The organism is Parazoarcus sp. PS-13 R2A (genome assembly GCF_057621855.1).
This window is the reverse complement of record NZ_JBYEXN010000041.1, coordinates 1-12848: the sequence shown is the minus strand read 5'-3', so window position 1 is coordinate 12848 and position 12848 is coordinate 1. Positions and strand designations below refer to the sequence as shown.

Here is a 12848-nt window from a genome sequence, read left to right as displayed (position 1 = left end):
AATTCGAAAAGGTGTCAACCTCTGGTAGGACGGGTCACTGAAAACAAAAAAGCCAACCACCGTGAAGTGATTGGCTTTGATGCTGAAGCTTGGTTGCGGGGGCAGGATTTGAACCTGCGACCTTCGGGTTATGAGCCCGACGAGCTGCCAGACTGCTCCACCCCGCGTCGGAGATCGTGCACTGCTTGCGCAGTTTGAAGCTGAATCAAAAAGGCCAGTCAGGAAACGGCGACTGGCCTTTTCGTGAATCTTGGTTGCGGGGGCAGGATTTGAACCTGCGACCTTCGGGTTATGAGCCCGACGAGCTGCCAGACTGCTCCACCCCGCGTCGGAGAAGCAGCACTATAAACAACGCAGGGCTGAAAATCAAGGTAAACCTGAAAAAACCGTTTCGAAGGGATTACTTCGACGCGGTATCGAGGGCGGCCATCAGCTCGGCATCGCGGCTGTAGATGTCGGGGCGGTAGGTGATGCGACCTTCGGCGTCCGGGGCGGCGGTGAGGTAGGCGACGATGATCGGGACCGAGCCCGCGAGGCTCAGATTGCCGGTCTTGCCGCTGGCCAGCACCGACTCGAAACGCGCCACATGGGCGTCGCCGCCGTTGCCCTCGATCAGCAGCCTGACCAGGTCGAGTGCGTCCTCAACCCGCACGCAGCCAGAGCTGAATGCGCGCGTGCTGCGCTTGAACTGGCGCTGGTTGGGGGTGTCGTGCAGGTAGATCGCGTAGGGGTTGGAGAAGCGGATCGCGACCTTGCCCAGGGCTGCGCCATCGCCGGCGTCCTGGCGCAGGGTCAGGCCGGACGTGTTGCTCCAGTCGACGGTGGCGGGGTCAACCTCGTCGCCGTCCCGGTCGAGAACGCGAATATTGCGGCTGGCCAGGTACTCCGGGTCAGTGCTGGCCTTGGGGATGATGTCCTTCCTGAGGATGGTCGGCGGCACGGTCCAGGTCGGGTTGATGGTGAAGTGGGTGATGCGCGAGAACAGTTCCGGCGTTTCCCGCGCCGCTGTGCCGACCTGTGTTCTGGCCGACCACAGGGGGACGCCGTCGCGGAAGTATGAGAGGCGATAGCCCGCGATATCCACCAGTACGTATTCGCCCTGCTGGCGCGCAGCAAGCCAGCGCGAACGCTCGAGATTGATGCGCAGCATGGCCTGACGTTCCGCGAGACTGCGGTTCAGGGCCCCGAGCGTGATCGGGCCGACGGCACCATCCGCCTCCAGACCCTGGTCGCGCTGAAATGCGCGCACGGCCTCGACCAGCGTGTCATCCATCTGCGGACTGAAGCTGTCCTGTGCGTCGAGATAGGCACTGGCAATGAGTCTTGCGCGCAGTTCGATGACGCGGGCGCTGCTCATGCCGGACTTGAGCGTCGGGCCGGGTGACACCTGAGGCAGGCCAGCCCCGGACTGCTCCTGACGGGCTTCAGCCATGGCCTTGCGCAGCGCGGTGTAGAGCTCCGTTTTTGGGCGAAACCGGTTGAACAGGGCCGCAAGGTCGGCGTCACCGGGCTTGCCGAGCTGGGCTGCGGGGGAGGGCAGATTCGGTGCAGGAAGCGAGGATGGCCGCCAGTAGTGGCCCGCGCGGGCCGGGTCGAGCACGCCGCGCTGCAGATGGTTCAGGGCTGCGGTACAGGCTTCGCTGATCCGGATGTCGTCCTGCGCGCGCTGTATGGCAGTGCCGGACGCCGCAAGCGGTTTGCGCAGGAGCTCAGCCAGGTAGTGATCAGGGTTCAGGCCGTCATCCGCGAGGGCCTCGATCTCGGCGAGCAACTGCTGGCGCCGTGCAGGTGCTTGCCACAGCGGTGCGAAATCTCGTGCGGCATACGCGCGGGCAAGTTCTGTGCGCACCTTGGTGTCATGGGCGCGGCCCTCGATCACGGGCTGCAGCTGCGCGCGCAGTTCGGCGCTGACCGCGTTGTCGTTCGCCGCTGCGACGCCGGTGAGCAGGGAGGCAATAAACAGCGGGAATAACAGGACTGCCCGGATTGGGGAGTTGATACGATTTTTCATCTGCGTTTTCTGCAACTGCCTGATAAGATGCGGTCTGTTTGTGCAAAATAAGTCGTTTTGCCGAGCTTCAGGGACGATATTGACATACAAAAAGAGCAGGGCGCTCGATAAGCGCGCCTTAGTTCTCGTCAAGCCGGACGGATTTCACACAATGAACGTTTCGCTTCGAAAGGCAGCCCTCGTGCTGGGCCTGCCTCTGTTTGTGCTGTCTTCAAATGCATCGGCGGGCTCGTCCGATGCACTGCTCGAGGCGCAGCTTTCCGCTGCTGCGCCAAATCTTGCACCCAAGGTGCTCAAACTTGCCTTGTCCGCCATGCAGTGCGCGACGGCGTCAGGGGTTGAATCGTCGAGTCGTCTGGCGGTAATCGACTACTCGCTGTCTGCCAACGTGCCGCGCATGTGGGTGTTCGATCTCGACAAGCGGCAGGTGCTGCACGAGGAACTGGTCGCACACGGTCGCAACTCCGGTGATGAACTCGCCACCAGCTTCTCCAATCGCGTCGGCAGCAACCAGAGCAGTATCGGCCTGTTTCGCACCGGCGAAACCTACGACGGTCGCAACGGCTACTCCCTGCGCATGCAGGGACTCGAACCCGGTGTAAACGACAACGCTTACGAGCGTGCGATCGTGATCCACGGGGCCTCGTATGTCGATCCGAACTTCATCGCGGAAAACGGCCGCCTTGGCCGCAGCCAGGGCTGTCCTGCCGTGGCGGACGGCGTTGCCCGCAGGGTGATAGACCATCTGAAGGAAGGGCAGTTCGTTTTCTCCTACTACCCCGACCGCAAGTGGCTGGCCTCGTCGCGCTACCTGCGTTGCAACGAGTCCGCCGTGGCTGCAGCCCGTGCGACGATGCAGGACCTGGGTAGCTGAGCGCGGGCTTCACTCCGCTCCATCATGAAACGGCGCCGCGTGCGCCGTTTTTTCTTTCCGGCGACGGCTTCGCGCGCCGGATGTGCTTGCTGTCGCCCTGACGCTGCGCGCAGGCAGGCCGACACCCATCGCCGCATTCCTTGCCGTTTGCATGATCGCCGTCTATGGTCCCGGTAACCAATGCATTGCACAAAGGGGACGGGAATGGCGGTTGAGAGAAGGTGGCGGCTACGGACAGGGATCGTGGCGATGCTGGCGGCAAGTTCGCTGGTGGTGCTGGCGCCCGCCATGGCAGAGGATCTGCCTGCGTACGTGCTAGACCTGCCGCAAACGACGGTGTCCGGCATTTCTTCGGGCGCCTTCATGGCGGTGCAGTTCGGTACCGCGCATGCGGCCACCATCAGCGGGGTTGCTGCCACGGCGGGCGGTCCGTACTTTTGCGCCGGACGCGATTCATGGGCAGGCAGTGGGGTGGGCAAGGTGATGGCGCGTTGCATGCAGGGCGACCCGTCCTACCCGGCGCAGCCGATTACCAATATCAACCTGAGTGACATGCATGCCGCGGCCCGCGCATGGTCAGCGCGTGGCCTGAACGACGACGTGAGCAATCTGCAGCGTCAGCGGGTATGGATTTTTCACGGTTACAACGACGGCATCGTCAAGCGCCCTGTCAGCGATGCCTTGCACGCCTGGTACGAAGGGCTTGTTCCAGAAACCCAGATCTTCTACAAGAACGAACTGCGTGCGGCGCATGCGCAGATCTCGGCGAGCTGTGCGGACGCGAATGGCGCGGCGTGCAATCCGTGTGCGACGACGGGCGGGACATTCATCAACAGCTGCCCCGACGGCGATGCCGGGGCGCCCACGTACGACGCCGCAGGCGCTGCGCTGCAGCTGTTCTACGGGCCATTGGCACGCAGCGCATCTGCCAGTCTCAAGGGGCAGGTACGCGAGTTCGACCAGCGCCCCTTCATCCAGCGTGGTGGCCGGCCGCTGAACCCGATCCGGGCGTCGATGGCGGACACCGGCTATCTGTATGTGCCGGCCGATTGCGCTGCTGGTGAAGCCTGCAGATTGCATGTGGCTTTCCACGGTTGCGAGCAGCAGGCCGGACTGATCGGGAAAGACTTTGTGAACCGCGCTGGCTTCAACGAATGGGCCGATGCCAACCGTATCGTCGTGCTCTATCCGCAGACCGCCGCCACCAGCGCGGTACCGATTACGCCCTTCAATCCGAAGGGGTGCTGGGACTGGTGGGGTTACACCGACTTCGGCTACGACATGCCCGGCCACTATGCGACCCGCGACGGGGTGCAGATTTCCGCGATCTGGCGCATGGTGGAAAAGCTCGCCAGTGGTGGCGCAGGACGGGTTGCGCCCGTCGCGACGCAGATGCCCGACTTGAGGGTGATCGACCGTTCTGCGGATCAGGTTGCGCTGGCATGGACGCCGGTTGCCGGTGCTGCCGGCTACCGGATCTATCGTGGGGAAGGCGCGGACGCGGGCGTCGGCAGCGTCATGCATGCGGTGACGGCGGTGACGGTCGATGGACCGTCCTGGGTGGACCGCGGGCTGCAGCCGCAGACCACTTATCGTTATCTCGTGCGTGCGGTCGATGCCAGCGGCACCGAAGGCGCTTCTTCCGTGCAGCTCATGGTCAGCACCGGCGCGAAGCCACCTGCCTGCGATCCGTATTTTTCGCTGGCGAAGGATCGTGTGGTGGGGCGCAACAACAGGCCGACGAGTGCGGTTTGCCCGTGATCAACTGAAACGGCCCCGCGATATTTCGCGGGGCCGTTTTCACTTCAAGGCACTTACTTGAGGGCTGAGTCGATCAGTCCATTGCCTCGTACAGCGGCAGGGTCAGAAACTCCGGGAAGTCGGGCGTGAGGCTCATCTTCTCGAAGATGCCCGCGGCCTGATCGTAGGTCGCGGTCTGTTCGCCCTGCGCCGACACCGTGGCTTTCACCTTGGCCAGCTCTTCTGGAATCATGCTGCGGATCAGCTCGGCCGTCACTTCGCGGCCATCGTCCATGCGTCCCTTGGGCGACACTACCCACTGCCAGATCTGCGAGCGCGCGATTTCGGCGGTGGCGGCGTCTTCCATCAGGTTGTGGATGGGCACGCAGCCGTTGCCGGCCAGCCAGCTGCCGAGATAGTGGATGCCGACGTTGATGTTGTTGCGCACGCCGGCCTCGGTGATCGGCTGCTCGGGCTGGAAGTCGAGCCAGTCGCTGGGGCCGTATTTGCCGCCGACCTGCTTGTCCCACTGGTTGGGGCGGTCGCCCAGCACCTTGGTGAAAGCTTCCATCGCGATCGGCACCAGGCCCGGATGTGCCACCCAGCCACCGTCATAGCCGTCGTTGGCGTCGCGATTCTTGTCGTGACGGATGCCGGCCATGGCCTTTTCGTTGGCTTCCGGATCGCTCTTGATCGGGATCAGCGCGCTCATGCCGCCGATGGCCGGGGCGCCGCGCTTGTGGCAGGTCTGCACCAGGGCGAGCGCATAGCTGCGCATGAAGGGCACTTCCATGTTGATCGTGGCGCGGTTGGCAAGGCAGAAGTCGGTGTCCTTCTTGAACTTCTTGATGCACGAGAAGATGTAGTCCCAGCGCCCGGCGTTCAGGCCGGCGGAGTGTTCGCGCAGTTCGTACAGGATCTCTTCCATTTCGAAGGTGGCGAGAATGGTTTCGAGCAGCACGGTGGCCTTGATCGTGCCGCGCGGCAGGCCGATCTCGTCCTGCGCCATGCAGAAGATGTCGTTCCACAGACGGGCTTCGAGGTGGCCCTCAAGCTTGGGCAGGTAGAAGAAGGGGCCGAAGCCGCGCGACAGTTGCTCACGGGCGTTGTGGAAGAAGAACAGGGCGAAGTCGAACAGGCCACCGGACACGCGCTCGCCATCGACCAGCACATGCTTTTCGTCAAGGTGCCAGCCGCGCGGGCGCACCTGCATGGTGGCGATCTTGTCGTTGAGGCGGTACTCCTTGCCGGCTTCGTTGGTGTAGCTGATCTTGCGGCGCACGGCGTCGTACAGGTTGACCTGACCCTGGATCTGGTTGGACCAGTTGGGGCTGTTTGAGTCTTCGAAGTCGGTCATGTAGGAGTCAGCGCCCGAGTTGAAGGCGTTGATGATCATCTTGCGCTCGACCGGGCCGGTGATCTCCACCCGGCGGCATTCCAGCGCCTTCGGCAGCGGGGAAACCTGCCAGTCGCCATCGCGGATGTGCTGCGTTTCGGGGAGGAAGTCGGGCATCTCGCCGGCGTCGATGCGGGCCTGGCGGTCGATCCGTGCCTGCAGCAGTTCGCGGCGGCGGGGCTCGAAGGCACGATGCAGCTTGGCGACGAAGGCGAGGGCTTCGGGGGTGAGGATTTCGTCGAAACGGGCTTCGATGGGGGCGTTGATCTGCATGCCCTGGGGCAGGTTGAGGCTCATGTGGAATCCTTCAGTTAAGTGAGCAGAAATCGGTAAAGGGTTTCAGGCAGTTTTGCCAAAGTAGTAGATCGTCAGCACGGCGCCGATCAGGATGACGAAGCTGCGGATCAGGGCGGCAGGCAGTTGCCGAGCCACGCGGGCGCCGAGGTATCCGCCCAGCGTGCCGGTGACCAGCATCACCACGGTGTGCGGCCAGGACACTGCGCCGGCGATGGTGAAGGTGGCGACGGCCACGCTGTAGATCACCGTGGAGAGCCAGTTCTTCAGCGCGTTGATCTCATGCATGTCTTCAAAGCCCTGGATCGCAAGCGCCGCAATCATCAGGATGCCCATGCCCGCACCGAAGAACCCGCCATAGATCGACACGGCCAGCTGGAACACAAAGCCGCCACGGCCGATGCGGTGTGTGTTGCCCGCTGTCGGCAGCGGGCGAAACCCTTTCAGTGCGCCGGAGATCTGCCGGCTGAAGGCGAACAGCAGGGTGGCGATCAGCAGCAGCCACGGAATCAGCCGTGCGAAGGCCGCGTTGGAGGTCGCGAGCAGGAGCAGACCACCGGCGATGCCGCCGGCGAAGGCCACCACGGTCAGCATCGGCAGGCAGCGTGAGAAACGTGCCAGCTCCCGTCGAAAAGCCCACGCACTCGCGAGGCTGGCCGGCCACAGCGAAACCGAGTTGCTTGCGTTGGCAACAACCGGCGGCACGCCGATGGCGAGCAGGGCCGGAAAGGAGAAGAAGGTCCCGCCACCGGCAACGGAATTCACCGCGCCCGCAGCGAGTGCGGCGAAGGCGATGATTGCGATATCGGTGAGTTCCATTGCTGTCCTGTGAAACGGCTTGCGTGCAGGGTGTCTGGTGCGCTGGCTGCTCCGGGGGAGGGGAGCCCCCGGGGCGCAGCGTCTTGGATCGGGTCTGTCTCCTCCCCGAATGAGATGCAGTCTATGGAACTCTTATATAAAACTGAATAAGCGGTATGATCACTTTATCTTTTACTAAAAGTATAAAATGGACCAGCTCAAGCAGATTGAAAGCTTCGTAAGTGTCTCGAGTCGAGGCAGCCTTTCCGCTGCTGCACGCGCCGAGGGTGTGACCCCCGCGGTGATCGGACGCCGGCTCGATGCGCTGGAGCAGCGCCTCGGCGTCAAGCTGCTGGTGCGCACCACGCGCAGCATCACGCTCACCTTCGAGGGCAGTGCCTTTCTCGAAGACTGCCAGCGCATCCTTAATGACCTCTCGAATGCCGAAGCCTCGGTCAGTCTGGGTGGGGTGAAACCGAGCGGACACCTGCGCATCTCGGCGCCAGCGGGTTTCGGGCGTCGCCATGTGGCACCGCTGGTGCGCAACTATCTGCACGATAATCCGGACGTGAGCTGCACGCTGGACCTGACCGACCGCCTGGTCGACCTCGTCAATGAAGGCATCGACTGTGCGATCCGTATCGGTGAGTTGGCCGATTCCAGTCTGGTGTCGGTGCGGCTGGCAGAGAACCGCCGGGTGGTCGTCGCCAGCCCGGACTATCTGGTCCGGCACGGTGTTCCGGCGTCACCTGACGATCTGGACAATCACGTCTGCCTGTCGCTGGGGCAGCAGCGCGGGTGGCTGTTCTCCGACGGCAGCGGGAACACCACGATGATGAAGGTCGACGGTCGTCTGGACTGCAACGACGGCGCCGTGCTTCATGAGTGGGCGCTGGCGGGCGAGGGCCTTGCGTGGCGTTCGCTATGGGAAGTGGCGGCAGATCTGCGTGCTGGCAGGCTGGTGTCGGTGCTGGACGACTTTGCCGCGCCTGCCAATGGGGTGTACGCCGTGTTTCCGCACCGCCGTAATCTGGCGCTGCGGGTGCGGGCTTTCATCGATTATCTGAAGGCGTGCTACGGCAGCGCCGGTTACTGGCTGGGCGCAGGCGCGGGAGACGCCACGACGACCTGATGATGTCAGGCCGGGTGCCAGACGCGGCGCGCAGTATCTGCTCAGAGTGCTGCGACACCCGCGCGCGCAACTATCGCGTCTTCGCCTGCCTTCACGCCGGACACGCCGACAGCGCCGATCACCGTGCCATCGACAATGATCGGCTCGCCGCCTTCGAGCGGCACGACCGGCAGGCGCAGTGCGGCGTAGCGCCCGTTATTCACCATGTCCTCGTACACCTTGCTGGGCTTGCCGGTAAGCACGCAGGTGCGGGCCTTGTCCGGTGCAATCGTCGTGCTCATCAGCGGGGCGCCGTCCATGCGTTGCAGCCACAGCGGGTGTCCGCCGGCATCGCAGATCGCGATGGTCACCGCCCAGCTTTTTGCGACGGCCTCGGCCTCGGCCGCAGCGGCAATGCGCTTTACGTCTTCAAGTGTGAGTTGTTGAATTGTTTTCATGGTCTCGTCCTCTGTTTGGGTGTTGTTGGGCGCGTCAGGTGATCAGGATTGCGCGGAAATCATTCACGTTGGTGAGTGTGGGGCCGGTGACGAGTGCATCGCCAAGCGCCTCGAAGAAACCGTGGCCGTCGTTGTTGTCGAGGCTGTCGCGCGGACGGATGCCTTTCTCCCACGCCCGGGCGAGGGTGTCGGGGCCGATGAAGGCGCCAGCAACTTCTTCCTGCCCATCGACACCGTCGGTGTCGCCCGCCACTGCGTCGATACCGGGTGCCGCATCGAGCGCAATCGCCAGCGCCAGCAGAAACTCGACGTTGCGCCCGCCACGGCCGTTACCGCGCACGGTGACGGTGGTTTCCCCGCCGGAGAGCAGCACGCAGGGCGGCGGAACGGGCTGGCCGTGGGTGCGCACCTGCAGCGCGATTCCGGCCAGCACCTTGCCCACGTCCCGTGCTTCGCCTTCAAGACGGTCGCCGAGCAGCACAGGGGTGATGCCGGCCGCGCGTGCCACGTCAGCTGCCGCCTCGAGCGCCTGTTGCGGCGTGGCAATCAGGTGCGTACTGACACCGGCCAGACGTTCATCCGCGGGCTTGATGGTCTCGCCCGCGCCGGTTTCGAGCAGGGCTCGCGCCGCATTCGGCAGTTCGATGCCATAGCGCCGCACGATTTCAAGCGCATCCGCGCAGCTGCTCGAGTCGGCCACGGTCGGGCCGGACGCGATGTCCATCGGGTTGTCGCCCGGCACATCCGAGATCAGCAGATTCACCACGCGTGCAGGGTGGCAGGCTGCCGCAAGTCTGCCGCCCTTGATGGCGGAGAGGTGGCGGCGCACACAGTTCATCTCGGTAATGCTTGCGCCCGATCTGAGCAAGGCGCGACTGATGGCCTGCTTGTCCTCGAGCGTGACACCTGCGCCGGGCAGGGGGAGCAAGGCCGAGCCTCCACCCGAGATCAGACAGATCACCAGGTCGTCGGCACTCAGCCCATCCACCATGGCGAACATGCGGCTGGCGGCCTCGCGCCCTGCGGCATCCGGCACCGGATGCGCGGCTTCGACGATCTCGATGCGCTCGCAGGGCACGGCATAGCCGTAGCGGGTGACGACCAGCCCTTCGAGCGGACCCGTCCAGTGCTGCTCCAGTGTGCGTGCCATCGCCGCCGATGCCTTGCCGGCGCCGATGACGAGGGTGCGTCCCTTCGGAGGGGCGGGCAGGTGAGGCGGAATGCAGTGTTCGGGCTGGGCGGAATTGACGGCGGCGGCAAACATGGCCGCGAGCACTTCACGGGGCGTGGCGTTCATGTGGGCGGGGCCGGTCGCAGGCTCAGCGCTCGCCGAGATCGGTGAAGGTGATCTCCTGCGCGCCCTTCCACAGCACGGTACGGCCCATTTCCATGAGCAGTTCGTTGCCCTCGACGACGGTCAGGAAGTGGTTGCCGGCCAGTTGCCCCATCTTGCTGGCGAACTGGCTGCTGCCATAGGCGAACAGGATCTCGGTTTCGGAGAAGCCGCCGGGGTAGAACAGCACATCGCCGCGCGAAGGGTGGTTGGTGTGGTTCTCGAAGTCGAGCCCGGTGTCGAACTCGCCCATTGGTACCCAGACCGCCTCGCCGCTCCAGCGCGAATGGATGACCTTGCTGGTGAAGGGCAGCAGCTTGAGAAAGGCTGCGCTGGTGAGCGGCGCTGCGGCCTCTTCGAGGCGGGCGACAAAGTGAAAAGAACCGACATCAATGGCAATGTGACGCATGAAAATTCCCCGAGTGTTGGATCGGCGAGCCCGCTTTCGGTCCGCTCACCGTGAATCCGCGAGAATACGCGACTGAACGGATTCGCCCATCAGGGCTTGCCGCAGTCAGCCCGCAAGCGCCTTCATCCAGCCGAGGCCTTCGACCGTACCGGCAGCCGGTTTGTATTCGCAGCCGATCCAGCCCTGATAGCCAAGCTGGTCGATATGCCGGAACAGCCATGCGAAGTTGATCTCTCCGCTGCCCGGCTCGTGCCGCCCCGGTGTGTCGGCAAGCTGCATGTGGGCGATCTTCGGCAGATGACGGGCGATTGTGTTGCCCAGTTCGCCCTCCATGCGCTGCGCGTGATAGATGTCGTACTGCAGGAACAGGTTGTCGGAACCGACCGTTTCGATGATGTCGATTGCCTGCGCGGTGCGGCACAGATGAAAGCCGGGGATGTCCCAAGTGTTTACCGGTTCGATCAGCAGGCGGATACCCGCTCGCTTCAGCGCCTCGGCGGCAAAGCGCAGGTTGTCGACGAAGGTCTGGTGCACCGTCTCGGCGGGCACGCCTGCCGGCGCAATGCCGGCGAGGCAGTTGAGCTGCTGGCAGCGAAGCGCCTGTGCGTATTCGATTGCGCGACCGACACCGTCCTGAAACTCGCCAACCCGCGCCGGATCGCAGGCAATGCCGCGCTCACCCGCGTCCCAGTCGCCCGCGGGCAGGTTGTGCAGCACCAGAGGAAGCCCGCTGCGATCCAGTCGCTCGGCGACCGTGTCCTTGTCGAAGGCATAGGGAAACTGGAGTTCGATCCCCTCAAATCCCGCATCGGCAGCAGCCTGGAAGCGGTCGAGAAAATCGTGCTCGTTGAACAGCAGGGTGATGTTGGCGGTGAACTTGGGCATGGTCTCGTAATCTCGTTCAAGCACGTGCGGGGCTGACGTGCGCAATCCGGTTGTATCGGCAGGCAGTTCGGGCATGTGGCGGCATGGGATTTCAGCACGTGATCGCAAGGAGCGATACGCAGCATAAGCGTTCGTACATTGTCAGGTCACTGCTTTGTGGGCAAGCTCGGCCTCATCGGCGGTTGAGCATGATGCGCGATCTGGCTCGGCGCTTCGCAGCCAAAGTGTCATGGGCGCTGCCGGCCTGTTTTCGATATGCTACAGGCGATATTCCCTGCGCCGGCCGTGTGCCGGCTTTCCTTTTTCGGCGGACCCGGCCCGCATGCTGTATGCGGGTGTCCGCCGCTTTCGCGAGTAATGCAATGCTTTCGGTTCGTCCTGCCAGACTGGCAGTCTTGGCGCTGCTGTTGATGTCGCTGATCTGGGGCTACAACTGGGTGGTGATGAAGCAGGTGATCAGCTACGTCGATCCCTTCGACTTTTCCGCCATCCGCACCTTGCTTGCCGCGGTGGTGCTGTTCATCGTGGTGCTGATCGCGCGCCGGCCGCTGCGTCCGGTGGCGCCGCGCCAGCTGCTCCTGCTCGGCCTGTTGCAGACGGCGACGTTTACGGCGCTGATTCAGTGGGCGCTGGTCAGTGGCGGCGCGGGCAAGACCGCCATCCTTGTGTACACCATGCCGTTCTGGCTGATGCCGCTGGCGTGGTGGCTGCTTGGCGAGCGCGTGCGCGGCGTGCAGTGGGTTGCGACTGCCGTGGCGGCCTTCGGACTGTTGCTCATTCTCGACCCGTGGTCGATGACCGGCAGCGTGATGGGCAATGTGCTGGCGGTGGGCGGCGGTCTGACCTGGGCGCTGTCGACGGTGGTGGCAAAGCGCATGCGGCGCGACCATGACTTCGACCTGCTGTCGATGACCGCGTGGCAGATGCTGTTCGGCGCCCTTGCGCTGTGCGTGGTGGCCTTGCTGGTGCCGTCGCGGCCAATCGACCCGACCCCGTATTTCTTCGGCGCGCTGCTCTTCAACGCGGTGTTCGCAACCGGTCTCGCATGGCTGCTGTGGCTTTACGTGCTGCAGAAGCTGCCTGCCGGCGTAGCCGGTCTGTCAGCGCTCGGCATCCCGCTGATCGGCGCGCTTGCGGGCTGGATCGAACTGGGCGAGCGGCCGAGCACGAACGAGTTTTCCGGCATGGCACTGATCGTGGTGGCGCTGGCGCTGACCAGCCTGTGGCCCTTGCTGCAGGCCCGGCGAAAGGCTTGATGTCCGGGTGAGCGCATTTCGCCACGCGCCCGGAGCGTGTCCGGCGCGTCGCGACGCTGCCTAGCTTGACCAGTCCGCGCTGGCGATCAGGCCGACGGTGTCGAGGGTGATTTCGTCGCAGTTGTGGCCCGGTCCAGCGCGGTCGACGACGAGGAAGTCGCACACCGCGCCCAGCGCGAGCAGCGGGTGGTGCCAGACGCCGGTGGCGTAGTTCACGCCCTGGTCGCCACGGGCCACGAACACCCGCAGTTGCGCAGCCGTCGGCGCCTCGCCCGCGGGCGCC

The 12848-nt window shown here is 64.2% G+C and carries 12 protein-coding genes and 2 tRNA genes; 4 read left to right on the top strand and 10 right to left on the bottom strand.

Annotation, left to right across the window (positions count from 1 at the left end; translation table 11 throughout):
* Positions 1–90: 90 nt before the first annotated feature.
* From AC22G6_RS21445 to AC22G6_RS21435, 3 genes are all read right to left on the bottom strand, one after another.
* Positions 91–167, bottom strand: a tRNA-Met gene (locus AC22G6_RS21445).
* A gap of 84 nt (positions 168–251) precedes the next feature.
* Positions 252–328, bottom strand: a tRNA-Met gene (locus AC22G6_RS21440).
* A 72-nt stretch (positions 329–400) separates the two neighbouring features.
* On the bottom strand, positions 401–2011 hold the full coding sequence (locus tag AC22G6_RS21435; protein ID WP_487368461.1) for a L,D-transpeptidase family protein: 1611 nt from the start codon (positions 2009–2011) through the stop codon (positions 401–403).
* A gap of 151 nt (positions 2012–2162) precedes the next feature.
* Between AC22G6_RS21435 and AC22G6_RS21430 the strand changes: the two genes are divergently transcribed.
* Both AC22G6_RS21430 and AC22G6_RS21425 read left to right on the top strand, forming a co-directional pair.
* Complete coding sequence (locus AC22G6_RS21430; RefSeq protein ID WP_487368460.1) at positions 2163–2885, top strand: murein L,D-transpeptidase catalytic domain family protein; 723 nt, start codon at positions 2163–2165, stop codon at positions 2883–2885.
* Positions 2886–3134: 249 nt separating this feature from the next.
* Positions 3135–4646 carry an extracellular catalytic domain type 2 short-chain-length polyhydroxyalkanoate depolymerase gene (locus AC22G6_RS21425; protein ID WP_487368462.1) on the top strand — a complete coding sequence of 504 codons (1512 nt, stop codon included), beginning with the start codon at positions 3135–3137 and terminating at the stop codon, positions 4644–4646.
* Between the two features lie 73 nt (positions 4647–4719).
* On the opposite strand, the gene aceB is transcribed toward AC22G6_RS21425, so the two are convergent.
* On the bottom strand, positions 4720–6318 hold the full coding sequence (gene aceB / locus AC22G6_RS21420) for a malate synthase A (protein WP_487368459.1): 1599 nt from the start codon (positions 6316–6318) through the stop codon (positions 4720–4722).
* Positions 6319–6360: 42 nt separating this feature from the next.
* A complete protein-coding gene (locus tag AC22G6_RS21415; protein ID WP_487368458.1) occupies positions 6361–7134 on the bottom strand; it encodes a sulfite exporter TauE/SafE family protein in 774 nt (257 codons plus the stop codon).
* 187 nt (positions 7135–7321) lie between these two features.
* Here AC22G6_RS21415 and AC22G6_RS21410 point away from each other — a divergent pair, with 187 nt between their 5' ends.
* Positions 7322–8245 carry a LysR family transcriptional regulator gene (locus AC22G6_RS21410; protein ID WP_487368457.1) on the top strand — a complete coding sequence of 308 codons (924 nt, stop codon included), beginning with the start codon at positions 7322–7324 and terminating at the stop codon, positions 8243–8245.
* A gap of 41 nt (positions 8246–8286) precedes the next feature.
* Here the strand turns inward: AC22G6_RS21410 and AC22G6_RS21405 are convergent, their stop codons facing one another.
* From AC22G6_RS21405 to hyi, 4 genes are all read right to left on the bottom strand, one after another.
* Positions 8287–8682: a GlcG/HbpS family heme-binding protein gene (locus tag AC22G6_RS21405; RefSeq protein WP_487368456.1), complete on the bottom strand. Its 396-nt coding sequence runs from the start codon at positions 8680–8682 to the stop codon at positions 8287–8289.
* A gap of 34 nt (positions 8683–8716) precedes the next feature.
* Complete coding sequence (locus AC22G6_RS21400) at positions 8717–9979, bottom strand: glycerate kinase type-2 family protein (protein WP_487368455.1); 1263 nt, start codon at positions 9977–9979, stop codon at positions 8717–8719.
* A gap of 22 nt (positions 9980–10001) precedes the next feature.
* A complete protein-coding gene (locus AC22G6_RS21395) occupies positions 10002–10424 on the bottom strand; it encodes a DUF3830 family protein (RefSeq protein ID WP_487368454.1) in 423 nt (140 codons plus the stop codon).
* A 105-nt stretch (positions 10425–10529) separates the two neighbouring features.
* On the bottom strand, positions 10530–11309 hold the full coding sequence (hyi, locus tag AC22G6_RS21390) for a hydroxypyruvate isomerase (protein ID WP_487368453.1): 780 nt from the start codon (positions 11307–11309) through the stop codon (positions 10530–10532).
* Between the two features lie 362 nt (positions 11310–11671).
* Between hyi and AC22G6_RS21385 the strand changes: the two genes are divergently transcribed.
* The gene (locus tag AC22G6_RS21385) at positions 11672–12565 is read left to right on the top strand and encodes a DMT family transporter (RefSeq protein ID WP_487368452.1); all 894 of its coding nucleotides are present in this window, start codon (positions 11672–11674) and stop codon (positions 12563–12565) included.
* Between the two features lie 60 nt (positions 12566–12625).
* On the opposite strand, the gene AC22G6_RS21380 is transcribed toward AC22G6_RS21385, so the two are convergent.
* Positions 12626–12848, bottom strand: a 223-nt coding sequence (locus AC22G6_RS21380; protein WP_487368451.1) for an ureidoglycolate lyase, incomplete at its 5' end; no start/stop codon positions are given.

What these genes read in the sequence shown, in the direction of transcription:
- AC22G6_RS21435 (WP_487368461.1), bottom strand. Translation starts at nt 2,011, where the DNA reads ATGAAAAATCGTATCAACTCCCCAATCCGGGCAGTCCTGTTATTCCCG.
- AC22G6_RS21430 (WP_487368460.1), top strand. Translation starts at nt 2,163, where the DNA reads ATGAACGTTTCGCTTCGAAAGGCAGCCCTCGTGCTGGGCCTGCCTCTG.
- AC22G6_RS21425 (WP_487368462.1), top strand. Translation starts at nt 3,135, where the DNA reads ATGCTGGCGGCAAGTTCGCTGGTGGTGCTGGCGCCCGCCATGGCAGAG.
- aceB (WP_487368459.1), bottom strand. Translation starts at nt 6,318, where the DNA reads ATGAGCCTCAACCTGCCCCAGGGCATGCAGATCAACGCCCCCATCGAA.
- AC22G6_RS21415 (WP_487368458.1), bottom strand. Translation starts at nt 7,134, where the DNA reads ATGGAACTCACCGATATCGCAATCATCGCCTTCGCCGCACTCGCTGCG.
- AC22G6_RS21410 (WP_487368457.1), top strand. Translation starts at nt 7,322, where the DNA reads ATGGACCAGCTCAAGCAGATTGAAAGCTTCGTAAGTGTCTCGAGTCGA.
- AC22G6_RS21405 (WP_487368456.1), bottom strand. Translation starts at nt 8,682, where the DNA reads ATGAAAACAATTCAACAACTCACACTTGAAGACGTAAAGCGCATTGCC.
- AC22G6_RS21400 (WP_487368455.1), bottom strand. Translation starts at nt 9,979, where the DNA reads ATGAACGCCACGCCCCGTGAAGTGCTCGCGGCCATGTTTGCCGCCGCC.
- AC22G6_RS21395 (WP_487368454.1), bottom strand. Translation starts at nt 10,424, where the DNA reads ATGCGTCACATTGCCATTGATGTCGGTTCTTTTCACTTTGTCGCCCGC.
- hyi (WP_487368453.1), bottom strand. Translation starts at nt 11,309, where the DNA reads ATGCCCAAGTTCACCGCCAACATCACCCTGCTGTTCAACGAGCACGAT.
- AC22G6_RS21385 (WP_487368452.1), top strand. Translation starts at nt 11,672, where the DNA reads ATGCTTTCGGTTCGTCCTGCCAGACTGGCAGTCTTGGCGCTGCTGTTG.